The 24,370-nt window shown below is 48.3% G+C and carries 18 protein-coding genes; 13 read left to right on the forward strand and 5 right to left on the reverse strand.

Annotated elements, in window-relative coordinates:
* Positions 1-459: 459 nt before the first annotated feature.
* On the reverse strand, positions 460-717 hold the full coding sequence (gene rpmA, locus JIE71_RS00440) for a 50S ribosomal protein L27 (RefSeq protein ID WP_199506753.1): 258 nt from the start codon (positions 715-717) through the stop codon (positions 460-462).
* A gap of 113 nt (positions 718-830) precedes the next feature.
* A complete protein-coding gene (gene rplU, locus JIE71_RS00445; RefSeq protein ID WP_199506754.1) occupies positions 831-1,142 on the reverse strand; it encodes a 50S ribosomal protein L21 in 312 nt (103 codons plus the stop codon).
* Positions 1,143-1,490: 348 nt separating this feature from the next.
* Here rplU and JIE71_RS00450 point away from each other — a divergent pair, with 348 nt between their 5' ends.
* The 10 genes from JIE71_RS00450 (at position 1,491) to argB (ending at position 18,005) form a co-directional block, all read left to right on the forward strand.
* The gene (locus JIE71_RS00450; protein WP_199506755.1) at positions 1,491-2,513 is read left to right on the forward strand and encodes a polyprenyl synthetase family protein; all 1,023 of its coding nucleotides are present in this window, start codon (positions 1,491-1,493) and stop codon (positions 2,511-2,513) included.
* A gap of 743 nt (positions 2,514-3,256) precedes the next feature.
* On the forward strand, positions 3,257-4,633 hold the full coding sequence (locus JIE71_RS00455; RefSeq protein WP_199506756.1) for an efflux RND transporter periplasmic adaptor subunit: 1,377 nt from the start codon (positions 3,257-3,259) through the stop codon (positions 4,631-4,633).
* A 37-nt stretch (positions 4,634-4,670) separates the two neighbouring features.
* Positions 4,671-7,850 (forward strand): efflux RND transporter permease subunit, encoded by a 3,180-nt coding sequence (locus JIE71_RS00460; RefSeq protein ID WP_199506757.1) that lies wholly within the window; start codon positions 4,671-4,673, stop codon positions 7,848-7,850.
* A complete protein-coding gene (locus JIE71_RS00465) occupies positions 7,847-9,598 on the forward strand; it encodes an efflux transporter outer membrane subunit (protein WP_199506758.1) in 1,752 nt (583 codons plus the stop codon). Before JIE71_RS00460 ends, JIE71_RS00465 begins: the two co-directional genes overlap by 4 nt.
* Before the next feature lie 160 nt (positions 9,599-9,758).
* Positions 9,759-10,766, forward strand: coding sequence for a porphobilinogen synthase (gene hemB, locus JIE71_RS00470; protein WP_199506759.1), 1,008 nt, complete (start codon positions 9,759-9,761; stop codon positions 10,764-10,766).
* Positions 10,767-11,040: 274 nt separating this feature from the next.
* The gene (locus JIE71_RS00475) at positions 11,041-13,074 is read left to right on the forward strand and encodes a UvrD-helicase domain-containing protein (protein WP_199506760.1); all 2,034 of its coding nucleotides are present in this window, start codon (positions 11,041-11,043) and stop codon (positions 13,072-13,074) included.
* Positions 13,075-13,198: 124 nt separating this feature from the next.
* Positions 13,199-14,599 (forward strand): magnesium transporter, encoded by a 1,401-nt coding sequence (mgtE, locus tag JIE71_RS00480; protein WP_199506761.1) that lies wholly within the window; start codon positions 13,199-13,201, stop codon positions 14,597-14,599.
* A 124-nt stretch (positions 14,600-14,723) separates the two neighbouring features.
* Positions 14,724-15,188 (forward strand): dUTP diphosphatase, encoded by a 465-nt coding sequence (dut, locus tag JIE71_RS00485; RefSeq protein ID WP_199506762.1) that lies wholly within the window; start codon positions 14,724-14,726, stop codon positions 15,186-15,188.
* Positions 15,189-15,209: 21 nt separating this feature from the next.
* Positions 15,210-17,012, forward strand: a complete 1,803-nt coding sequence (locus JIE71_RS00490) for a phosphomannomutase (RefSeq protein ID WP_199506763.1) — start codon at positions 15,210-15,212, stop codon at positions 17,010-17,012.
* A gap of 81 nt (positions 17,013-17,093) precedes the next feature.
* Positions 17,094-18,005, forward strand: a complete 912-nt coding sequence (argB, locus tag JIE71_RS00495; protein ID WP_199506764.1) for an acetylglutamate kinase — start codon at positions 17,094-17,096, stop codon at positions 18,003-18,005.
* Between the two features lie 107 nt (positions 18,006-18,112).
* Here the strand turns inward: argB and JIE71_RS00500 are convergent, their stop codons facing one another.
* The 3 genes from JIE71_RS00500 to JIE71_RS00510 all read right to left on the reverse strand — a co-directional run bounded on the left by JIE71_RS00500 (position 18,113) and on the right by JIE71_RS00510 (position 19,628).
* On the reverse strand, positions 18,113-18,481 hold the full coding sequence (locus JIE71_RS00500) for a hypothetical protein (RefSeq protein WP_228284475.1): 369 nt from the start codon (positions 18,479-18,481) through the stop codon (positions 18,113-18,115).
* A gap of 120 nt (positions 18,482-18,601) precedes the next feature.
* The gene (locus JIE71_RS00505) at positions 18,602-18,970 is read right to left on the reverse strand and encodes a Spx/MgsR family RNA polymerase-binding regulatory protein (protein WP_199506765.1); all 369 of its coding nucleotides are present in this window, start codon (positions 18,968-18,970) and stop codon (positions 18,602-18,604) included.
* Positions 18,971-19,007: 37 nt separating this feature from the next.
* A complete protein-coding gene (locus JIE71_RS00510; RefSeq protein ID WP_199506766.1) occupies positions 19,008-19,628 on the reverse strand; it encodes an STM3941 family protein in 621 nt (206 codons plus the stop codon).
* A gap of 219 nt (positions 19,629-19,847) precedes the next feature.
* Here JIE71_RS00510 and leuS point away from each other — a divergent pair, with 219 nt between their 5' ends.
* From leuS to holA, 3 genes are read left to right on the forward strand one after another with little or no spacing between them, the layout of a single operon-like run.
* Complete coding sequence (leuS, locus tag JIE71_RS00515) at positions 19,848-22,514, forward strand: leucine--tRNA ligase (RefSeq protein WP_199506767.1); 2,667 nt, start codon at positions 19,848-19,850, stop codon at positions 22,512-22,514.
* A gap of 33 nt (positions 22,515-22,547) precedes the next feature.
* A complete protein-coding gene (lptE, locus tag JIE71_RS00520; protein ID WP_228284476.1) occupies positions 22,548-23,225 on the forward strand; it encodes an LPS assembly lipoprotein LptE in 678 nt (225 codons plus the stop codon).
* Positions 23,226-23,243: 18 nt separating this feature from the next.
* The gene (gene holA, locus JIE71_RS00525) at positions 23,244-24,317 is read left to right on the forward strand and encodes a DNA polymerase III subunit delta (RefSeq protein ID WP_199506768.1); all 1,074 of its coding nucleotides are present in this window, start codon (positions 23,244-23,246) and stop codon (positions 24,315-24,317) included.
* The last annotated feature ends 53 nt before the right edge of the window (positions 24,318-24,370 follow it).

Consider the following 24,370-nt stretch of genomic DNA (forward strand, 5'->3'; position numbering starts at 1 on the left):
TGTCCTCTCATAATAAAAAATAAATATGCAAATTATCATTGTCTAAAAGGCAGCAAGTTAACTGCGGTTTACTTGTTGTTGGTAGCAGACTTACACATCTAAACCACGCTGTGTCTAACCTCGATTATGGCGTTTAATCACGCGTCCTAAATCCATGATAAATAGGCCATTAATCAATAAATATTGATTAAACAAAGTCAGCCAATCAGCCTGTTACCAATCGATAAGCACAGTGTGCCAGCTTTTTTATTACGCGCCTAGTCTTCAATTGCAATCAATACTACACGCCTGCTACAGCCTTGTAACGGCACTCTATCCTTTAATCTACCGGTATTTATGCCTACTTTTGTTGGTTAAAAACAGCTTAGATATAAAAAAACCTTCACAACCTAAGTCATGAAGGCTCTTTATATAAATGCGCGACTACTCAAAGTAGCGGTACATTTATAATATCAGTGCTTATGCACTCTCAACGCTAACATAGCGGCGGTTGAATTTGCCTTTAGTCGCAAATTTAACAACACCGTCATTTAAAGCGAATAGCGTGTGGTCACGACCCATGCCTACGCCTTCACCTGCGTGAAATTCAGTGCCACGCTGACGTACGATGATGTTACCAGCAACAACAGCTTGGTCGCCGAATACTTTTACGCCCAACATTTTTGGGTTTGAATCACGACCGTTACGAGTCGAGCCGGCAGCTTTTTTATGTGCCATGAGAAAATCTCCTTGTTAATGTGAGTATCGCGGTGCGATATCGTTAAAGCCTAAAGACTTATATCAGCATACAATAGTTTTAAAAAACTTTTAAAATACAGTAGTACTTAATATTAAGCGTTGATGGCTTTGATTTTTAACAAGGTGTACCATTGGCGGTGACCTTGCTCTTTGTGGTAGTGCTTACGACGGTTATGCTTGATGATGCGAACTTTTTCGCCGCGACCGTGCTTCACTACTTCTGCTTCAACGCTTGCGCCTTCAACGACTGGCTGACCGATTTTTACGTCATCACCGTCTACAACCATCAATACGTCTTCAACTTTAACAGTGTCGCCAGCTTCAGCTTTTAGTAGCTCAACTTTTAGCAATTCGTCAACAACAACACGGTGCTGCTTACCACCACTTTTGATTACTGCGTACATGATATGACTCCGCTTAACCCGTGTGCCGTGGCTGATTTGATACCAGCGCTTCATCAACGAACACGACAGGGAAAAATTAAAGGCAAAATTTTACGTTTTTTTCACGATAAAATCAAGTAAAGCAAAGACTTTTTGCTAAAAATTGCGCAGTGCATGAATGACTGTCTTAGTATTGTGCTGGTTTATCGCTATTTTGTAGGTGCCTGCACGATTCGCCCTTTGTTTACATAAGGGCTATGCTATTATGAGCGCCTGTTAGACTGGCGCGTGCTTGGCTGTGCGCTTTTCTAAACGCCTTTATTATTATGATAATTTTCTTTTGCCCTTTTTGATTGTGACGATATTTTTATGACCGATACTTCATTATCTCGCCCATCGACCGCGCCAACATCTTTAAGCTACGCCGATATCCAAAGCATCGTCGCTGATGATTTTGAGATTATGGACAAGCAAGTATTTGGCAGTCTTAATTCTAAAGTACAGCTGGTGATGAGTGTCTCACAGCATGTGATTAATGCGGGCGGCAAGCGGATGCGCCCACTGATTACCCTGCTCTGCGCGCGTATGCTAAACGATGCACCATCCAAAGAGGCGATGCATCTGGCAGCCATCACCGAGATGCTGCACACCGCAACACTGGTACACGATGATGTGATTGATGAGTCGGGTCAGCGCCGCGGCAAACCGACCGCCAATGCGACGTGGGACAATGCCACCGCCGTTTTGGTTGGTGATTATCTGATTGCGCGCGCGTTTAATTTGCTGGTCGGCTTTCAAAGCCTACCGCTGTTACAGCTGTTTTCAGACGGTACGTGCGACATTGCTGAGGGTGAGGTATTGCAGCTCCAGCATCAGCACAACCCGAGCGCAACCGAGGCAGATTATCTTGCCATTATTGACGGTAAGACCTCACGCCTGTTTATGATGGCGACGCAAGGGGCGGCAATTTTGCAAAACAAAACCGAGCATTTGCAGGCGCTGGCAGACTTTGGGCAGCATTTTGGCAATGCATTTCAAATCATTGATGATGTGCTCGATTACAGCGGCGACAGCGAAGTGATGGGCAAAAACTTGGGCGATGACTTGGCAGAAGGCAAGCCGACTTTGCCAACGATTCAGGCGCTAGCACTGCTCAAAGACAATGATAAAGCAGGTTTTGATAAGCTGCGTATCGCAGTACAAACGGGCAAAACCGACAATGCTGAGGCGCTGATTGCGTTAGTGCGCGAATCAGGTGCATTAGAATATTGCCGCAAACGGGCACTTGAAGAGACAGCATTGGCACAACAGGCGCTAGAGACACTGCCTGATAATCGCTATCGTCAAGGCTTGTATCAACTGACCGAGCTTGCCAGCGCACGCTTGGTATAGCGCACTATGTTTGTTACAAAGCTAGATTGTGATAATGCCGTTTAAATTGAAATAAGCGGCATTTTTTATACTCTTTCATGAGTTTCTATATTTTAAAAATAATAATACATGGCATGGCAAGGTATAACGCTTGCAATAGCACTGTAATTAATTCACAATAGTCTGTTTTTTCTTATTTATTAGTAAGCAGTCATCACGATATCTTTTTACTGGCGGCTTATTGTTTGCCACTCACACACTTCCTACCTTACACACGTCTATATACGTTACTTTACACAGTAAAAGCTTAACTTATCTTAACTTTACAAGGGGCTACAGTCTGTGTACAAAGCAAATTTTTACAATCATTTCAGAATAATTTGCGCGAAATATTTAATACATAACAAAAAGTAACAATCTATAAATGAAGCTGTGCTTAACCCTGTTATCAGTAGGTATTAGGGGTAAGTCTTGTATTTCGGTGCTTTCTAGCCAAAACCGTGGGTAAAAAGGTTTTTATATGCTTTTTTGCGCCTTTTTCTATAGACTGTTTAGGGTTGACTGTTGGGTATACCCTATAGTTTATAATAGTTTCTCTTCTTTGATGCATTTTTGTTGGGTATGGGTGTCAAGCGTTGTCCATACGTTGCTGTATTTAGCACTTTTTTAATGCTTACTCATAAACAACTCGCTCAAAATGTCATTTCTAACTACAGATTGAACAGACCACCCTTATTTATTTTAAAAGATTATCGAGGACATTGATGAAGCACTCTTATCTTGCGCTTGTAATAGCATCTGTACTTTCTAGCGCGGTACTGGTCGGCTGTAGCAGTAAAGATGACGACGTCGAGGCTGCTGCCGCACAGCAAATGCCGCCGCCTGTCGTCAACGTCCAAACTGTCAGCTTTGAAACGGTACCTCAAGTTCAAACCTTTTCAGGACGTACTGCTGCTTATCAAACCGCGGACGTACGCCCACAAGTCAACGGCATTATCGATGAAGTGTTGTTCCGCGAAGGCAGTGTGGTGAAAAAGAATCAGCCACTCTATCGCATTAACCCTGACAACTATACATCGTCTATCGCGAGTGGTGAGGCTGCGGTACAACAAGCTCGCGCCAATTATCAAACGGCATTGGCCAACCGCGCCAGTGCTCAATCCGAAATCGTCAGTCAACAGGCGCAATTGGCGCAGGCACGAGATGATTTGAGCCGATTGGAAAAACTGGTTGCTATCGACGCCATCAGTGCTCAGCAGTACGAGCAGGCCAAAACCGCGGTACGCACGGCTCAAGCCGCGATAGATAGTGCGCGCGCAGCAGCAGCCCAAGCGCAAGCAGGTATCGAAAGCGCGAAGGCAGGTATTCAAACCGCGGAATCCACCTTAAACGCCAGCTCACTAGATTTGAGTCGTACCATCGTACGTGCGCCCATTTCAGGACGTACAGGTCGCTCAGATGTGACCGCAGGTGCACTCGTCAGTGCCAGCCAAACCAATCCATTGGTAACTGTCTCACGACTTGACCCTATCTATGTTGACATCAGTCAATCATCTTCAGACCTACTCAAGCTGCGTCAGCAACTCTCAAGTGGTAATGCGCAGGCGGGTATGAATAGCGTTGAATTGGTATTAGAAGACGGCAGTGTTTATCCAATACGTGGTCAGTTGGCACTCTCTGAAGCCAAGGTTGACGAATCAACAGGTGCTGTCACGCTACGGGCGGTATTCCCTAACGAAAAAAACATTCTACTGCCAGGCATGTATGTCACTGCACGCTTGACACAAAGCGTCTTAACCAATGCTGTACTGTTGCCACAAAGCGCTATTACACGCTCACCAAAGAGCGAAACGCAAGTGTATATCGTGGATAGTAACAACACCATCCAAGTACGCCCAGTAACCGTGAATGGTACGCATGAAGGCAAGTGGGTCGTCACTGACGGTCTGGCTGCAGGAGATAAGGTCGTCATTGTTGGTGGCTCAAAAGTCAAACCTGAACAACAAGTCAAAACTGAACCTTATGTAGAGGAAGGCGCGCAACCAGCCACTGCTGCTAATGCACCTCGCTCACAGACGCCAGTACAAGCGGCAAGAGAGATGCAAGAAAAAGAAAAGCAAAACAATGCAGGCGCGAACTAACCTTATCCAAAAGATAGTAAAGACTTAGGGATTTACCATGTCACGTTTTTTTATTAATCGCCCTATTTTCGCGTGGGTTATGGCCATTTTGGTCATGCTCCTCGGGGTGATATCGGTATTAAACTTACCGATTGAGCAGTATCCGCGTATTGCACCGCCGACGATTACGGTTAGTGCGACCTATCCTGGTGCGAACGCGCAGACCGTCGAAAACTCAGTTGTCCAGATTATCGAGCAGCGTATGAAAGGGCTTGATGGTCTGATGTATATGTCCTCATCCAGCTCCTCAAACGGTGGCGCTTCAACGACGCTGACCTTTGAAAACGGTACAGACCCCGATACGGCACAAGTACAGGTGCAAAATAAGCTACAAGCAGCAATGTCCTCACTGCCTGAATCTGTACAGCGTCAAGGGGTCAACGTCAATAAATCATCCAGCAGCTTTTTGATGGTACAGGCTTTCATCTCTGATGGCAGCCTTGATCGTAACGACATCGCCGATTACGTCAACTCTAATGTGGTTGATCAAATCAGTCGAGTAGAAGGTGTGGGTAATGTACAGGTGTTTGGTTCGGCCTATGCCATGCGTATTTGGCTCGACCCTGAGCGCTTACGCAGTTATAGCCTCATGCCCTCAGACATTGTCAGTGCAGTATCGGCGCAGAATGCGCAGGTATCAGCAGGTCAGCTCGGACAAGCACCTGCGGACACCGATCGTCAGGTTATCAGTGCGACAGTGACGCTCCAAAGTTATATGCAGACACCTGATGAATTTAGAAACATCCTCTTAAAAACAGACAATTCAGGCGCACAAGTCCGCTTGGGAGATGTCGCTGATGTCGAGATTGGTAGTGAAAACTATGGCGTTGTCTCGCTATACAACGGCAAACAAGCAGCAGGTATGGGTATCAGCTTGGCGGCGGGAGCAAACGCCCTAGACACGCGTGAAGCTGTTGAAGCGCGCATGGCGGAGCTGGAGCAAAACTTCCCAGCAGGCCTAACCTCAGTGGTACCTTATGACACGACGCCATTCGTTAAGCTGTCTATTGAGCAAGTGGTACACACCTTACTTGAAGCGATCGCGCTGGTATTTGTGGTGATGTTCTTGTTCTTACAGAACTGGCGTGCGACCATTATTCCTACGCTTGCCGTACCTGTAGTATTGCTCGGTACGTTTGCCGTCTTGTATGTTGCAGGCTTTAGTATCAACGTCTTGACCATGTTTGCGATGGTACTCTCCATCGGTCTTTTGGTCGATGATGCTATTGTCGTGGTCGAGAACGTCGAGCGTATCTTAGAAGAAGACCCGCATATCTCGATTAAAGATGCGACCATTCAGTCGATGGGCGAGATTAGCAAAGTTGTTATCGGTATTGCTTTGATTCTATCAGCGGTATTCGTACCGATGGCATTCTTTGGGGGCTCAACAGGGGTTATTTATCGTCAGTTTTCAATCACCCTGATTACCAGTATGGTGCTCTCAGCCGCCGTTGCGCTTATTTTTACCCCTGCCCTATGTGCAACTTTGCTCAAGCGCAGTAAAAGCCATGATAAGAACAATCTTGATAATCAAAAAGGGTTCTTTGGTTGGTTTAACCGCAGCTTTAATAAGGCCAGTAGTAAGTACGAAGGTTTTGTCGGTAAGAGCTTTCGCTTTAAGTGGCTGTATCTGATCGGCTATGCCGCTATTATCGCGGTGATGGCACTGGTGTTCTTGCGCATTCCTGGCTCGTTCTTGCCTGAAGAAGACCAAGGCATCATGCTGACTATCGTGCAGCTACCTGCAGGTGCGCCTATCAATGACACTCAAGAAGTACTTGATAAGATTGAAACGTATTATAGTGAACAAGAAGCCGATAATGTTGCCTCCGTCTTTACCATTGCAGGCTTTAGCTTTGCAGGTCAGGGACAAAATATGGGCTTGGCATTCATACGCTTAAACGATTGGGAAAACCGTACAGGCGATGAAAACACAGCGCAAGCCATTGCAGGGCGCGCGATGGGATTCTTTACCACCCAGCTTAATGAAGCTCAAGTCTTCGCCCTTGTACCGCCTGCCATTACGGAGCTGGGCAATGCCAGTGGCTTTGATTTAATGCTTCAAGACGTGGGTAACATCGGGCACGATGGCCTACTAGAAGCGCGTAACATGCTACTTGGCATGGCAGCGCAAAGTGATCAAGTGACCCAAGTGCGCCCCAATGGCCAAGAAGATGCCCCCCAGCTCAAAGTTAATGTGAACCAAGAGCAAGCTGCTGCTTATGGCTTATCACTTGCTAATATTAACGGCGTGATTTCAACCGCTTGGGGCTCAGGCTATATCAACGACTTTATTGATCGTGGCCGTATTAAACGCGTTTATGTTCAAGGCGAGCCAAGCAGCCGTACCAATCCAGAAGACTTAGGCAAGTGGTATGTGCGTAACGATGTGGGCGATATGATTTCATTTGATGCCTTCTCAAACAGCGAGTGGGAAATGGCGTCACCGCGCCTCACCCGTTACAACAGCTTTTCTTCTATGAACTTGCAAGGTGAAGCCGCGCCAGGTTTGAGTAGTGGTGAAGCGATGAGCGCCATGGAAGATATGATTGCCAAGCTGCCAGAAGGTGTGGGCTATGAATGGACAGGCCTGTCATTAGAAGAACAAAAATCAGGCGCACAAGCCCCAATCTTGTATGCCATCTCGATTCTTGTGGTCTTTTTATGTTTGGCAGCACTGTATGAGAGTTGGTCTATCCCCTTCTCTGTGCTACTCGTTGTCCCGCTTGGGGTCTTGGGCGCTGCATTATTTACGTGGATGCGCGACTTTGCCAACGACATTTACTTACAGGTTGGTCTATTGACGGTCGTTGGTCTGTCCGCCAAAAACGCGATTTTGATTATTGAGTTTGCCAAAGACCACCAAGAGGAAGGTTATAGTCTCAAAGAGGCCGTCATGACGGCAGCACGTCAGCGCTTGCGTCCTATTATCATGACCTCACTTGCCTTTGGTATTGGTGTTGTGCCATTATTCTTGGCGAATGGTGCAGGCTCAGGCAGTCAAAATGCCATTGGTACCAGTGTGCTTGGTGGGGTGATTAGTGCCACCTTGCTTGGTATTTTCTTTATCCCAATGTTCTATATTTGGGTGCGGGGTATCTTCCCGCACCACTATGATAAGCCGCCTGAAGATGATGACGCTTATCAGCCCGCCAGTTTTGGAGACAATACACGATGAGTTTTCGTTCTTTTATTCAGCCGCGTCCGAGCTTTGCACGCTTCGATGCTACGGTAGCAGGCACACGTATTTCTAAAGTGCGCCCAAGCCGTATCTTAGCGCTATCGGTATTGGCAATGAGCATCAGTGCTTGTAACACCATTCCTAAAGCCAACCATACGCCTGTACTGGCCGAACCAAACATTCCTGTGAATGAGGCGTATGAAAATTTTGATGCAGAAACCACCAGCGATGCCAATCAGCCCAGTATTGCGGCTACTCGCTGGCAGAGTTTTTATACCGATGAGCGCCTAAAAGCGCTTATCGCCATGGGTCTAGAAAACAATAAAGACTTTGAAAGTGCGCGTCTTGCTATTGAAAAGGCACGCGCGCAATATCAAATTACCGATATTGAAGACTTACCCACTATCAATGGCTCGGCAGGTTATACCCGTCAAGGCCAAAATTCAAACAGTAGCAGCAGCTACAATGTCAATCTAGGCTTGGCAAGTTACGAATTGGACTTTTGGGGACGTATTGCTAGCTTAAAAGATCAAGCCTTGCAAAATTTCTTAGCGACGAGCGCCGCCAAAGACGCCACGCAAATCAGCTTAATCAGCAATATCGCACAAAGCTATGCCAATCTAAGCTATAGTGCCGCACAGCTACAACTGGCTCAAGCCACCGTAGAGAGTCGCGAGCAGTCATTGCGTATTACTAACGCCCGTTTTGCAGCAGGTGTCGATGCCAAACTGCCGTCACTGCAAGCCAGTGCAGCACTTGACAATGCAAAGCTGTCTGTACTGACAGCCCAAAGCAGCTTGTTGACTGCGCGTAACGCATTGCAGTATCTGATTGGCGCGCCGATTCCACAAGCGCTGATACCCCAACCACAGGTCACTAACCTGACCAGTGAGACGATATTTAATGCAGGCTTGCCAAGCGAGCTATTGCGCTATCGTCCTGATATCTTACAAGCGGAATACACACTAAAAGCAGCGGGCGCAAACATTGAGGCAGCACGTGCAGCGTATTATCCGACCATCAGTCTTGCGAGTAGTATTGGGGTGAGTAGCAGCAGTCTAAGTGACCTCGTTAGCAGCAGTGCTACCAGCTGGTCGTTTGGCCCCAGTATCAATGTGCCCATTTTCGATGCAGGTCAGTTGGACGCTAACTATGACGTCGCACAGATTGAGCAAAAGCAAGCGCTAAGCAGCTACGAGTTGTCTATTCAGACAGCATTTAAAGAAGTCTCCGATGTGCTTGCTACACGTGCAACATTGGGCGAAAAACTCAAAGCTCAGTACCGCTTACAAGACAACTATGAGCAAACGTATAATATCGCCAATGCGCGCTTTAAAGCGGGCTTAGATAGCTACTTAGACGTGCTCGACGCGCAGCGTTCATTGTTCTCTACGCAGCAAGGTATCTTAGATTTAGAGCTACAAAAACTGATCAGTCAAATTGAGCTGTATCAAGTGTTAGGCGGTGGGGCGAATCTAGATGTACCGACGGTCATTCCAACACCGCAATATACCAATTTGGCGAACATTGCCAGCGTGGCCACTAGCGACAAGACCAAAGCTACTGAGGCTGTGAAAGCAGCAAGCTCAGCACGTGTCGCTACCGTACCTGAAGCCGTTGCGATTAAGTCAGAGACACCAGTGACCGAAGTGTCATTTGATCCTGATAATGCGGTCGATATCAATAACGACGGCAATGCTGATGCAGCTGTCGGCACATTGACCAAAACCACGACGCAGCCGTAAGGCAAACGCTTACCACAGGTCTTTTATAAAGCCTCACCTATGGGTGGGGCTTTGTGCATTTTTGGTTATCAGCGCCCTATTGGCATACAATTGGGTCTATGATATGCGTGCTTATTTGTATTTATCACAACTTTTATAAAAGCCTTATAAGGATTGATTTATGAGCTATACCTTTAACCGTCAGTTTCCGCAAACCCGCCTGCGCCGCTTGCGTTATAACGACAATGTGCGCGCCATGATTCGTGAAGTCGAGCTGCATCCCAAGCACTTTATCGCGCCTGTGTTTGTCTTAGAAGGCAGCAATCAACGCAAAGCCATCAAAAGCATGCCAGGTGTTGAGCGTTTATCGATTGACCTGTTAATTAATTACGCTAAAGAACTGCTTGCCGAAGGCGTGACCACCATCGACATCTTCCCCGTCATTGATGGCAGCCTAAAAACCGCCAATGGCGAAGCGGCGTATGATGCCAATGGACTTGCTGCACGTGCCGTCAGCGCGCTCAAAGACGCCGTGCCCGAAATGGTGGTGATGACTGATGTGGCACTCGACCCCTACACCTCGCACGGTCAAGATGGCCTGCTCGATGACGAAGGCTACGTGGTCAATGATGCAACGGTAGAAGTACTCGTTAAGCAAGCGCTCGTTCACGCCCGCGCTGGCGCTGATATTATCTCACCGAGCGATATGATGGATGGGCGTATCCGTGCCATGCGTGATGCCTTTGAAGCCGAAGGCTTTACCAATACTGCCATCATGGCGTATTCCGCAAAATACGCCTCCGCCTACTATGGTCCTTTTCGCGATGCGGTTGGCAGCGCTGGCAACCTCAAAGGCGGGCACAAAAAACAATACCAAATGGACTTTGGCAACCGTGCCGAGGCGCTGCACGAAGTGGCGATGGACATCAACGAAGGCGCAGACATGGTGATGATTAAGCCAGGTCAGCCGTACCTCGATTTGATTCGTGAAGTCAAAAACACCTTTGGCGTGCCAACCTTTGCGTATCAAGTCTCAGGCGAATACGCGATGCACATGGCAGCGATTCAAAACGGCTGGCTCAGTGATGCGGTGATTTTAGAATCGTTAATCGGTTTTCGCCGTGCAGGCGCAGACGGCATCTTGACCTATTTTGCGCTAGAGGCTGCGCGCCAGCTTAACAATGCGTAAATACCGTTGCTAAGCAAAAGCGCTTAAGTAAGCTAAGAACCCTTAAAACGGCTGGGACATCAATGCCTGATTTCCCAGCCGTTTTTTTGTGCCTGCCGCGTCAATAAACGCCGCCAACAAGCCTGCATCCGCGCCCAAAAGTCTTTGATTTTGCTTTATAATAGGCGCGCCGTATGCGACCGATTGCCTTATGGATTGTTCTGCGTTGTTACTGCCGATTGGCAGTCTTTGACGGGGCGGTTTTCGTTTTTTTGCTGATGCTGTAGGTTTATTTATGAGTCAACTCAATCCCAAACAACAAGAGGCCATGCTCTATGTGTCAGGACCGCTGCTTGTACTGGCGGGCGCAGGCTCGGGCAAAACCTCCGTGATTACTCGCAAAATCGCCTATCTGATTGAAGATTGCAACATGCCTGCCGAGCGCATCACTGCCGTAACCTTTACTAATAAGGCCGCGCGCGAGATGAAAGCGCGTGTCGGCAAACTATTGCCCAGTGAAAAAACGCGCGGGCTGACGGTCTCGACCTTTCACCAATTTGGCTTGCAGTTTTTGCGCTATGAGCTAATGCACACGCCGCTAAAAGGCAACTTTTCGATCATGGACAGCGACGACAGCAAACGCCTCTTGATGGAGCTGATGATGCGCGACAACTTAAGTGGCGCAGAGAGTCGCGAACTGGTGGGCAAAGCTATCAAGTTTATCTCTGATTGGAAAAACGACTTGGTCGAGCCAGAAAAAGCCGCTGATACCTTAGAAGACCCTGAGGACATGATTTTTGCCACGCTGTATGCCTTATACGAGCGTAATTTGCGCGCGTATAATGCGGTGGATTTTGATGATTTGATTGTCTTACCGACCAAAATCTTGCGCGAAAATAAAGAGCTGCGCGACAAATGGCAAAACCGTATCCGCTATTTGCTCGTCGATGAGTACCAAGATACCAACACCGCGCAGTACGAAATGATTAAATACTTGGTCGGTCCGCAAGGGCGATTTACTGTAGTTGGTGACGATGACCAATCGATTTACGCATGGCGCGGCGCAAAGCCTGAAAATATGGCGCTGCTCAAAGAAGACTTTCCTAAGTTAAAAGTCGTTAAGCTTGAGCAAAATTATCGCTCGACCAGCCGCATTTTGACCGCTGCCAACGCAGTGATTGTCAATAACGAACACATCTTTGAAAAAAAGCTGTGGTCAGACAAAGGGCACGGCGAAAAAATCCGCATCATTAACTGCCGTAACGATGATGACGAAGCTGAGCGCGTGGCAAAAGAAATCGTTACCCACAAATTGCGCTTTGGTAATGAGTGGGAGCAATATGCCGTCCTTTATCGCAGTAACTTTCAGGCGCGTATGCTAGAGGCGCAGCTGCGCCAAATGCAAGTGCCCTATAAGCTATCGGGCGGCCAGTCGTTCTTTGCGCGTAGCGAAATCAAAGACGTCATGGGCTATCTGCGCTTGATTTTAAACCCCGAAGATGACAGTGCCTTTTTGCGTATTATTAACACGCCCAAGCGCGGCATGGGACCTGCAACCCTCGAAAAGCTTGGTCTGTTCGCGCAAGAACACAGCGTGTCTTTGCTGGCTGCCTGTACGCATGGTGGCTTAGGGCACGTACTGCCGATAAAAGCGTACAGTACGCTTAAAGAATTTGGCGAATTTATCGAGCATTACACCCGCGAGCTTGATCAGCACCCCGACCCTGTGCCCATCGTGCGCCAGATGATTGACGAGACAGGCTATATCGACTTTGTGCGCGGTGATGCCAAAACCCCGCAACAAGAAAAAAACCGCCTTGATAATATCGAGATGCTCTACAGCAGTATCCAAGCGCTGATTAATCGCGCTGATGAGGATGACGAGCGTACGATTGATACCATCATTCGTAAACTCGTGCTCCTTGATATGCTTGAGCAGCAACAAGAAGAAGAAAACACCAACAAGGTCAACCTCATGACCCTGCACGCGGCAAAAGGCTTGGAGTTTGATTTTGTCTATATCATGGGCTTAGAAGAAGAGCTGCTGCCGCACCGCAACTCGATATTGAGTGAAACCATCGAAGAAGAACGCCGCTTAATGTATGTGGGCATCACCCGTGCGCGGCGCGAGCTGACCTTAACCCTCGCCTCTCAGCGTCGCGGCGGTGGGCAGATGCGCGTGACCTCGGAGTCAAGATTTTTAGAAGAGCTGCCCGAAGACCATATCGATTGGCCCGCCAAAGCCAAAAAAGCCAAAGCACAAAAAGACCCTGCGGCGGTGGCGGACGAGTATTTGGCCAATATCCGCGCTATGCTGGGCAACCGCTAAGTGCTGTTAAACCGTTTTATTTCACACGACATGCGCCACTTGTTGATGTGATTTTTTGGGTACGTTTAACGTCATTACTCATTTGATGTGATTACTGATTTTATTGATAATTTTTGGAGTGACTATGTCGACTGCCACACCCCCTGAGCGCCCAACCACGCTACAGGGTGATTACAACCCTTTAGAATATAGCGCCGAATATAAGCTGATATATCTACAAGGGCTGGTGGCAGAAGACGCCTACGCCGCCATCACTGAGTTTTTGGCGGCACAGTCCAAATACGAGATTGCCAACCTTTTAGAGTCGTTCCCCACCCAAGACCGCGCACTGATATGGGCGCAAGTGCCTGAGGGCTTAAAAGGTGAAGTGCTGGCTGAGCTGGATTACGATACCCGCCAGCCTTTAATGGAGAACATTTCCCCCAAGCAGATTTCTTTATTTACCCAAGACCTTGACGCACAAGACATCTCTGAGATTCTCGATACCGTGGATGACACGGTGCGCAGCTCGGTGATGGCGACCCTCGATGAAGAGACGCGCATTCAGGTCAATAAGCTCGATACCTACGAAGATTGGGAAGTCGGCAGCTACATGGACCCCGATATCATTCAGGTACAGGACGATATCACCCTCGCACAAGTCCAAGATTGGCTACGCGGCAATGACGATTTGCTCGATGACCAAAGCCAAGAACTGCTGGTCGTGGATAATGCGCAGCAACTCTTAGGCTTATTGAGCTTGGTTGATTTGATTAAACATGATCAGAGCCAGCTGGTCGCAAATTTTATTGACCCTGCGATTACTATTAATGACCGTATGGACATTCAAGAGGCGGCGTCGATTTTTCGTTCTGAAGACATTCACTTTGCGCCTATCATTAATATGCATAATGAACTGGTCGGGCAGCTTAACGCCGAGGACATCATGGAGATTATCCAAGATGATGTCGACAGCACCATGAAAAGCTTGGCGGGTGTGAGCCAAGATGAAGAATTGTTTGCGCCGATTTTGACCAGTGCCAAAAGCCGTAGCGTGTGGCTGGGGATTAACCTTGCAACCGCACTACTCGCGGCAATGGTGATTGGGCAGTTTGAAGCGGTACTGGCAAAAGTCGTGGCGCTCGCGGTGCTGATGCCTGTGGTCGCCAGTATGGGCGGGATTGCAGGGTCGCAGACACTTACGGTCGTCATTCGCGGTTTGGCAATGGGTCAAATCGGGGGGTCAAACCGTTGGTGGCTGTTTAACAAAGAGATGTGGGTTGGCGCGATAAACGGTGTGGTGTGGGCGGTGATTATGGGCGTAATTGCCCAGCTGTGGTTCCAAGATGCCAAAATCAGCTTAGTTATTGCCTGCGCCATCGCCATCAATATGACCGCCGCAAACGTCTCAGGTATTGGTATCCCGCTGATGCTCAAGCGCATGAATATTGACCCTGCCCTGTCTGCATCAGTTATCTTGACGACTGTGACTGATATTGTTGGTTTCTTATCCTTCCTAGGTCTGGCTAGCGTCTTGCTACTATAGCCTTTAAAATACGACGACTTTTTTGTCTTATTGTGTCTGTTTGTCCGATTGACGGTCAACAGACTACTTTTTTGTGTTTATCAATTGTTTATTTCGATCCGTTTTACTATTTTCTAGGTGTATTATGAAAAGTGTTCAAGTAAAAGTATTAAATCAAAAAATTATTAATGACGCGGCATTCTCTATGCCAACCCGTGCGACTGACGGTTCAGCGGGTATTGATTTACGTGCCTGCATTGATGCGCCTTTGACGATTAAAGCAGGCAGCACGCATCTGGTCGGCACAGGGCTTGCGATTTATATCGACAATCCTGATTATGCGGGTATGATTTTGCCGCGCTCAGGACTCGGACACAAGCACGGTATCGTCCTTGGTAACTTGGTAGGTTTGATTGACGCCGATTATCAAGGCGAGCTGATGGTCAGTATTTGGAACCGTAGCGATACGGACTTTGTGCTAGAGCCTGCTGAGCGTATGGCGCAATATGTCATTGTGCCTGTCGTGCGTCCAGAATTTGAGGTGGTGACGGAATTTAGCGAGCAGAGCGCACGCGGTGCGGGCGGCTTTGGGCATTCTGGTCGCCAATAGTTACCAATTAAGGAGGTGGCAATGCCATCATTTGCTGCGCAGCGTTCTTTATTTCGTGCTTATGATATTCGCGGTGCGCGGCAGCATTTTACCTCTTCTTTTGTCCATGCATTAGCGCAAGCCTTTTGCGTTTTGTACCAAGCCACGGATGCATCTGATTTAGACGATGCATCGTCCCTTCGTCCTAATCAAAAGACAACCTCTTCTAAGCAAATGCCGCGTGTGGTTATTGGCTACGATACCCGCTGCGGCAGTCAAGAAATTGCCGAACAGCTTAGCGAAGTGTTGTGTCATTCCGTACAGGTGATTTGCCTTGGGCTGGTCACCACACCGATGATGGCACTTTGGGCAGCGCATTACGACGGTCACGGCATCATAGTAACTGCGAGCCATTCACACAAAGATATTTTGGGTGTCAAATGGATACACGCGCATCAGTCCCCCAGCCGTGACGACATTTTATCCTTCCGTGATACGGTGCTGTCGCTTGGTAGTGCGGATACCTCGCTGTATGACCGCAATACTGCCCGCATCAATACTGATAATAAACACAGCACCTGTATGTCGCTATCAGCTGACTGTGTGGCGCGATGCTATGCCGATGCCATTTCTGATGTGTTTGTTACCTTAAGCAACAGCCAATATCCCAACGTGCCAAAGACAGGCGGCGCACTACAGCCGCTGAACATGACGGTCGTCGTGGACTGTATGCATGGCGCTAGTGGACGTATTGCCGCGCTGCTGTTTCGCCGCTTTTGTAAACGGGTAATCTTGCTCAATGACGCCCCCGATGGGCAGTTTCCTTTGGGCAATCCCGACCCCGCCGAACCAAACCGCCTCGCTGAGCTGCAACACGAAGTTATCTTAAACCGCGCAGATATTGGCCTTGCTTTCGATGGTGATGCCGATCGCTTAATGATTGTTGACAACAGCGGCAAGCTGGTTGCTCCTGACCACCTATTGTATTTGCTTGCGCACATTGCCATTATTGATCGCCCCAGCCGCTTGCGCGACGCCGTTTATACCCATAATCAAAGCACGCCAAAGGTGTTGTTCGATGTCAAATGTGCACACCACTTAGCACCACTTATCACCGCAATAGGTGCAGAAGCGGTCATGAGCAAGACAGGTAGCAGCCTAATGCGCCATCAATTACAAAACGAGCCTGATACAGCCATTTTTGCAGGTGAGCTGTCGGGACATTTTATTTTTAATGACGGCTATTTTTTGGTCTATGATGACGCCATTTATGCCAGTTTGCGCCTGTTATTCTGGCTTGCCTACGCGCCAGCCTGCGATCCCATTGCCAATATGCCGCGTCCTACACTGGACGTTTGGGGCGCACCGCGTATTAAGCATCAGCGCCAGTTAACCGATATTACGCAGCATCTGCCAAGGCTGGTCAGTACGGCTGACCACTACCTGCCGCTGCCAACCATGAGTCAAGACAGCTGCTCTATTATTGAGCACATTACGCGTCTGTGCTGCTACTTACAGGCTCAGATCGACACGCTCTCTTGTCGGTGCCTATCGCCCAGTACAGACACTTGTGATTGTATGCACCAAGCACAGAGCAACTTGCACAGTGACGCCGCTGAGTTGATACCCGTAGGGACGCGTATCAGCTGTATTGATGGTGTTCGACTCGACTTTGCCCATGGGTTTGGGGTGCTGCGTCAATCCAATACCAGTCACAGTTTGACGGTGCGCTTTGCAGGCGATAGCGAGGACGACTTACGTGCTATTCAAGCGCGTTTTGTGCGCCTTTGTCAGCCCTTTGATAGCCATTTGGCCGAACAGATTGCCACTATTGAGGCGGCGTAACCGCCACCCCTTATCCTGCATTTATGCTATTACCCAACTTATGCTACTATGACCGACTGACCATTTGAGGAGCTTTTTATCATGTCGCTTAATTTAGATGATGCCAAAATTACCGCCGAAGTACTGACCACTGCGCTGCCTTATATTCAGCGTTATGAGGACAAATTGATTGTGGTCAAATACGGTGGCAATGCCATGACCGACCCTGAGCTAGAAAGCTCCTTTGCGCGTGATATCGTACTCCTAAAAACCGTCGGCATGCATCCTGTTGTGGTTCATGGCGGCGGCCCGCAAGTGGACAACCTACTCAAAGAGCTGGGACGTCAATCTGACCGCATTGATGGCATGCGTGTGACCGACAAAAGCACCATGGACGTGGTCGAGATGGTACTGGGCGGCAGCGTGAACAAGTCGATTGTCAATCTGATTAACAAGCACGGTGGGCGCGCTATCGGTCTGACAGGTAAAGATGCCAATCTCATTCGTGCCAAAAAAATGCTTATGCAAAAAATCCATGAAGATGGCAGCACGCAAGCGATCGATCTTGGCTTCGTGGGTGATGTGGTCAGTGTCAATAAAGACGTTATCAACATGCTAATTAGCTCAAACTTTATCCCTGTGATTGCGCCACTTGGTGTCGATAACGAAGGCAATACGTATAACATCAATGCTGATCTGGTCGCTGGAAAAGTGGCTGAATTTTTGCAAGCTGAAAAACTGATGCTACTGACCAATATCAAAGGGGTACTGGGTCGTGACGGTGAAGTTGTGACTGGCTTGACTCCCAAAAAAGTTGATAACTTAATTGAAGACGGCACCATTTCAGGCGGCATGATACCTAAGATTCAGTGCGCGCTCGATGCGGTACGTGGTGGCGTAAAAAGCGCCGTTATCGTGGATGGGCGCGTACCGCACGCGACGTTGCTCGAGATATTTACCAATGAAGGCGTGGGTACACTCATCAGCCGTGATGTGGATTCAGCACTGAGCTGATTCTGAGTTCGTTCAGCGCTAAGGACAGCCATAAAAAAGGTCGTTATCCATGACAAGTAACGACCTTTTTTTATCACAAGTTAAATAACCGCTTTATCAAAAAGTGCTTAATACACACAAAAATCAATGGCGCTATGATGGCTGGTACCGTATACCTTGATGTAATGATTGCCTTTGCGCTTGGTATAAAAGCTGGTTTCATTACCATAACGGTCGCCTTCTAGACGCTCCTTACCGTCCGAAACATAAGCCACGCTGACTTGATCATCACCAATATTGCTGACCACCAAGTTTTGCTGCGGGCTGAGCCACAAGCGAAAGGTTTTGCCGTTTTGAATATCGCCTGCAAAACTGCCGCAATAGCTGTCTTTAGGAAAAGTAATTTTAGTGCTACTTTCGGCAGCCTGTGCGCTAACACTGCCAAACGCCATGATTAAGGCAGCGGCTGCCATACGTTTAATAGATATTGTGTTCATAATCGCCTCACGTAAATTTATATAATAATGAATATAATGATAAAACCAACATATTTTTAGCATTATTATAGGCTTCTATTGAACAAATATCTATCAATACACCATTATTTCACACAGCCATTATTTACCAAATACGTCCTGATATTGTGCTTCATCATAGCCACATAACAATACCGCTTGCCCTTGGTACTGGCCTTCACATATCGGGCGTTTAATCATGCTGGTGTTGTCCACCAATAAGTCAATGGCAGCATCTTCGCTTGCATCAGCTACCGCTTTTTGTTCGTTATCAAGTTTGCGCCACGTTGTCCCGCGCTTATTAAGCACTTTATCGATGCCTAAATCCGCGACCCAGCGTTGCACTGAAGCTTTATCAATACCTTGCTTTTTATAGTCATGAAAGTCATAACTTACATCCAGCTCATCGAGCTTGGTAAATGCTTTTTTCATGGTGCTGCATGATTTGATGCCGTAGATGGTGATGGTCATAAATGCTCCTTAAAATAAGGTTAAAATAATGGACACGTTATTTAAAAACTGCAAACAAGTAAACTGCCAACAGCAGCACAATTAATATCAATAACAAATATTTGGTTTTTTTGGTTACCAATTTGATCCTGTCTAACTCTATTGGTTCATAACGTATTGCTGCATTGCCCTCAAAGGCAAGCTGTACCGTATTGACAATTTCCATTTCATTTAAGATATAGTTTTGATACCGCATTGGTCTGATGGGGTATTGAATGACCTTACCTTGCTTGGGCTGAATAACCAGCATCCAAATCTCACTATGCTTGATAACGTGGTGATCAATATCTATATAAGAAATGTCTTGCCATAAGAGTTTTTTCTGCTGCGGACGTCGCAAGACTTGCAGCATATCTATACCCTCATCTGTAATACGAAGTACAGGTTCGCCTTTTATCAAAGCTATTAATATAGAAAGGACAGCCATGACAATCATAACCATCATAAGCCATGTGAATACTATCACAAACCACTCATTATCTTCTTGCGCCCAGGGCAGACCGTAAAAATACAATGGAAACAGTGACAAACCTAGGGCAATAACAAGTACTATGGTTTTTTTTGATAAATAAAGTTCGACAGGGTACTTAAGCACCTGTCCCGCCTCTAATTTTTGCATATTTCGCCTTATAACCATTTTATAATGCAATTGAGAAAACTGATGGTTAATAACATTTGTTTGTCAAAGTCAATATTTTATCTTACTACGGCTGTACTGACCACGTTCTACTCAGCTATTATTACTGCGCTCCCATCGCAATTTTTCTAAATTTACGCTATCCTACTTCATCTAAATAAACTCCTATTACCCTTCAAAATCTTAAATTTCGAGCCAACTATGAGCAATGCCGTGACAGTAGATCAAACCGACAACAGTTATTACGACCCACAAGCAATAGAAGCGGCGCAGCAAGCCAAATGGGAAGACGACAAGCGTTTTGAAGTAGACAACGCGCAAACGGACAAACCAACCCGCTATATGCTGTCGATGTTCCCGTACCCTAGCGGTAAGCTGCACATGGGGCACGTGCGTAACTACACCATCTCAGATGTATTAAGCCGCTACTATCGCCTAAAAGGGTTTGAAGTCATGCAGCCTATGGGCTGGGATGCGTTTGGCTTGCCTGCCGAAAACGCCGCCATCGCTAACCAAACGCCGCCTGCCGCATGGACGTTTGCCAATATTGACAACATGCGCGCGCAGCTAAAATTGCTCGGCCTGTCTATCGACTGGTCGCGCGAGTTTGCCACCTGTAGCCCTGAATATTATCAGTGGGAGCAGTGGCTCTTCTTACAGCTGTATAAAAAGGGCTTAGTATATAAAAAGCTCTCAACCGTCAACTGGGACCCTGTTGACAATACCGTACTTGCGAACGAACAGGTCGTCGATGGTAAAGGCTGGCGTAGTGGCGCGCCTGTCGAAAAGCGCGACATCCCGATGTATTACTTTAACATCACCGATTACGCGGACGAGTTGCTGGACGATTTAGACCAGCTAGAAGGTCACTGGCCACCTGAAGTCATCACCATGCAGCGCAATTGGATTGGGCGCAGCGCAGGTATGGAAGTGCATTTCCCGTATGAGATGGAGGGCGAAAGCAACACCCTAGACGTGTTTACCACTCGTCCTGATACCTTGATGGGCGTGACGTATGTCGCGGTCGCCGCTGAGCACCCACTTGCCCAATACGCCGCCGAGCGCGATGACGTGATTGCCCAATTCTGTGCGCTGTGCAAAAAAGGCTCAGTTGCCGAAGCTGATCTTGCCAAAGCCGAAAAAATCGGTATGGACACAGGCTTGACGGTCACACATCCATTGACGGGCGAAACCGTACCTGTGTGGGTTGCCAACTATGTGCTGATGAGCTACGGCTCAGGCGCGGTCATGGCAGTGCCTGCGCACGATGAGCGCGACTACGAGTTTGCGACCAAATACAACTTGCCCATCAAACAAGTCATCGAGATTCCTGATGGCTACTTTGACGATGCAGACGAAGACGCGTCAAAAGCCTACACCGAGCGCAATACTTTGGTTAACTCTGGCGACTTTGACGGCATGGACTTTGATCAAGCCTTTGATGCGATGCTGGGTAAACTTGAGCCACAAAATCTTGCCAGCAAAAAAATCCAGTTCCGTCTACGTGATTGGGGCGTATCGCGTCAGCGTTATTGGGGCTGCCCTATTCCGATGGTCAACTGTGAGCATTGCGGCACCGTGCCTGTCGATGAAAAAGACTTGCCTGTCGTCTTACCGACCGACGTCGTGCCTGATGGACGCGGTAACCCCCTAAAAAATCGCGCTGACTTTGTCGATACCACCTGTCCAAAATGTGGCAACGCTGCTGAGCGCGAGACCGATACCTTTGATACCTTTGTCGAGTCAAGCTGGTACTATGCGCGCTTTGCCAGCCCGAACGATACCGAGCACATGGTCAACAAGTCTGCCGCCAACAAATGGCTGCCTGTCGACCAATACGTCGGCGGCGTCGAGCACGCGGTCATGCACTTGCTCTATGCGCGCTTCTTCCACAAATTAATGCGCGATGAAAACTTGGTATCAGGCGATGAGCCCTTTGCCAATCTATTGACCCAAGGCATGGTCTTGGCGGGCACGTTCTACCGCCGTAATGACGATGGCAGCACCACCTATTACTTTGCCAATGACGTGGACATCGAATATAGCGAACGCGGGCAACCGATTAACGCCACGCTAAAGGCCGACGGTCAGCCTGTGACCATCGGCAAAATCGAAAAAATGTCAAAGTCAAAGAACAATGGCGTCGATCCACAAACCACCATTGACCAATATGGCGCGGACACCGTGCGTCTGTACACCCTATTTACTGCCCCTGCTGACCAAACGCTAGAATGGTCAGATGACGCGCTAAAAGGGCCATACAACTTTGTGAAAAAAGTCTGGCGTATCGCAACCGACCATTTGGCAGCGCTGGATAATGCAGGCGCGGCTGTGAGCAGTCTGAACGCAGCGACCCCTAGTGTGGACGGTCTGAGCAAAGCGGCTAAAGACTTGCGCCGCAAAACGCACGAAACCATTGCGAAGATTGACAATGATTTAGGCGAGCGCTTGGCACTGAACACGCCTGTATCGAGCCTCATGGAATTGGCAAACGAGCTTAGCGGCTTTAAGCAGCAAAGCCCGCAGGATCTACACGTCCAGCACGAAGCCCTTATCGCACTGTTGACCATGTTGACCGCTTATGCGCCGCACGTGGGCGAGCATTTGCTTGAGCGCTTGGGACTCGATACCAAAGCCCTAAGCTACCCTACCCTTGACGATAGCGCCTTGGTACAAGACACTATCACCATGGTCGTACAGGTCAATGGCAAAATGCGTGGCAAAATGGAAGTCGCGCCTGATAGTGACAGCGAGAGCATCAAGGTTCAGGCACGCAGTTTGGAGAGTGTGGCAAAATTCATCACAGGCGATATCAAAAAAGAAATCGTTGTGCCCAATAAGCTGGTGAATATCGTGGTCGCAGGCTAGGGCTTGCGCGAAAACAATAAAAGGAAGGCGAGTATGTCACAACACACCCACACGCAGCCGCGCTCAGTGCTGCGTCTGCTCGGCGCGATGCTCTATAGTGCCCTGCCCTTAACCGCCGTTGTGGTTGGTGCGGGCAGCTTGAGCGCTTGCGGCTTTCATTTACAAGGCTATCAAACGCCGATGTACTTTGAAGCCGCTAAGACGGCGATTGTCATTGATGACGACCGCACTTCCTTCCCGCTAAAGCGCCCACTCACTCGTCGCCTTGAATCTTTAGGGGTAGACGTGGTCGATAGCTTAGCGCTTATTGAAAGCGGGGTCTCCACTAATGACACCACGCGCCTACTGAGCAATCAGGACATCGCTACCATTACGGTAAAAAATGTACGTTTTAAGCGTTACGAGCTGGTTGGTGTATTGACTGAGATTCGCTTGGTCCTCTCGGCGGATGTAACCTATAACACCATCCAAAACGGCGAGCCTGTAACCTTAACCAACCCCATTCAAGTCACGCGCAGCTATCAGTATAATGAGGCTTCAGTCAGTACTGAAGACCAACAAGGCGAACAGATTCGCGACTGGCTCTATGACAGCTTAGCACAGCGTATTACTGATCAGTATGTCGCTATCGGTCTGCCCTCGGTACAGCAGCCACAGCCTGCCATCTCCTCGACGACGACTGCCCCTGTGGTGGTTGCGCCCAAGCCATAAGTGTAGCCCTGTCTTTTTATGGCACAGACCTTTATTAATAGTTATCCAAAGCTCCTACAATCTGGTGTGCAGGTTGCAGGGCTGTGGCTGGCGCATGGCGATGAGCCGTTATTGCAACAGTGGCTTATCGCCGCACTACGCCAGCATTGGCAGCAGCAAAACTACAGTATTACGCGTATTGAGCTGACCTCCCCCAAAAGCTGGCAGGATGTGCTCGCTGAGCTTGGTAGCTTATCTTTGTTTGACGATGCCAGCGCTCTGATTGTCACAGGCAATCATAAGCCTGATAAGACAACGACGGCCGAGCTGGTACGTTTTGCGCAAGCGGCCGCTAGCGGTGAGCAAAGTCACAGCTTACTGTGGCTACTGCCCAAGCTAGACCGCCGCGCCCAAAGCGCCGCTTGGTTTGCGCCCTTTACTCAATATGGTCAAGTGATTGATTGCCAAGTCTATGACGAGCGAGCGCGCCAGCAGATTTTGCAGCTACAAGCCGAGCGCTTTGGACTGCGCTTATCGCAAGACGCGTGGCAACTGCTAATGTCACATACTGAGCAAAATTTGCTGAGTGCCTATCAAACCCTTTGGCGGCTGTCTTATTTGTTTGCCCCTAAACTGGCAGAAAGACAAGCCGCAGGTGAGGCACACGCACATGACACGCATTCGACAGTTGTACCTTTAGATATTGATGATTTGCAAGCTGCCTTGGTCAGTGACGCGCAGTTTAGTGTTTTTGATTTGTCCGATGCCATGCTCGCAGGCGATGCCAAACAAGTGGTCAAAATATTTTTGCAATTAAAATCCATTGATGAGCCGCCGACGCTGATACTGTGGGCGATTAGCAAAGACATGCGTCATATTATGGCGCTACAGGACGGCAAAGACCCACAAGCGCTGGGTATTTGGCGCAGTAAGCAAGGGCTGTATATGAATGCTATGCGCCGCCACTCGCCAGCCAGTACCGCCGAATGGTCGACATTGATTTATTGTTGTGACGCCGCTATCAAAGGCGTCTTGCGTCAACCTGCGTGGGAGCTATTGTTACAAGCAGCTTTGGCGCTGACAGGTGTGTCCTTGTTCCCTACCCCTAATTAAGCACATCGCTGCATTGTATTTTTCGCGTTGGCGTTATTGTCACGCCTTTCTCT

This window comes from Psychrobacter sp. bablab_jr014 (genome assembly GCF_016464015.1).
In the GTDB taxonomy this organism is placed as follows: Bacteria; Pseudomonadota; Gammaproteobacteria; order Pseudomonadales; family Moraxellaceae; genus Psychrobacter.

Coding starts and splice junctions, on each gene's coding strand:
- rpmA (WP_199506753.1), bottom strand. CDS start 717: ATGGCACATAAAAAAGCTGCCGGCTCGACTCGTAACGGTCGTGATTCA.
- rplU (WP_199506754.1), bottom strand. CDS start 1,142: ATGTACGCAGTAATCAAAAGTGGTGGTAAGCAGCACCGTGTTGTTGTT.
- JIE71_RS00450 (WP_199506755.1), top strand. CDS start 1,491: ATGACCGATACTTCATTATCTCGCCCATCGACCGCGCCAACATCTTTA.
- JIE71_RS00455 (WP_199506756.1), top strand. CDS start 3,257: ATGAAGCACTCTTATCTTGCGCTTGTAATAGCATCTGTACTTTCTAGC.
- JIE71_RS00460 (WP_199506757.1), top strand. CDS start 4,671: ATGTCACGTTTTTTTATTAATCGCCCTATTTTCGCGTGGGTTATGGCC.
- JIE71_RS00465 (WP_199506758.1), top strand. CDS start 7,847: ATGAGTTTTCGTTCTTTTATTCAGCCGCGTCCGAGCTTTGCACGCTTC.
- hemB (WP_199506759.1), top strand. CDS start 9,759: ATGAGCTATACCTTTAACCGTCAGTTTCCGCAAACCCGCCTGCGCCGC.
- JIE71_RS00475 (WP_199506760.1), top strand. CDS start 11,041: ATGAGTCAACTCAATCCCAAACAACAAGAGGCCATGCTCTATGTGTCA.
- mgtE (WP_199506761.1), top strand. CDS start 13,199: ATGTCGACTGCCACACCCCCTGAGCGCCCAACCACGCTACAGGGTGAT.
- dut (WP_199506762.1), top strand. CDS start 14,724: ATGAAAAGTGTTCAAGTAAAAGTATTAAATCAAAAAATTATTAATGAC.
- JIE71_RS00490 (WP_199506763.1), top strand. CDS start 15,210: ATGCCATCATTTGCTGCGCAGCGTTCTTTATTTCGTGCTTATGATATT.
- argB (WP_199506764.1), top strand. CDS start 17,094: ATGTCGCTTAATTTAGATGATGCCAAAATTACCGCCGAAGTACTGACC.
- JIE71_RS00500 (WP_228284475.1), bottom strand. CDS start 18,481: ATGAACACAATATCTATTAAACGTATGGCAGCCGCTGCCTTAATCATG.
- JIE71_RS00505 (WP_199506765.1), bottom strand. CDS start 18,970: ATGACCATCACCATCTACGGCATCAAATCATGCAGCACCATGAAAAAA.
- JIE71_RS00510 (WP_199506766.1), bottom strand. CDS start 19,628: ATGCAAAAATTAGAGGCGGGACAGGTGCTTAAGTACCCTGTCGAACTT.
- leuS (WP_199506767.1), top strand. CDS start 19,848: ATGAGCAATGCCGTGACAGTAGATCAAACCGACAACAGTTATTACGAC.
- lptE (WP_228284476.1), top strand. CDS start 22,548: ATGTCACAACACACCCACACGCAGCCGCGCTCAGTGCTGCGTCTGCTC.
- holA (WP_199506768.1), top strand. CDS start 23,244: ATGGCACAGACCTTTATTAATAGTTATCCAAAGCTCCTACAATCTGGT.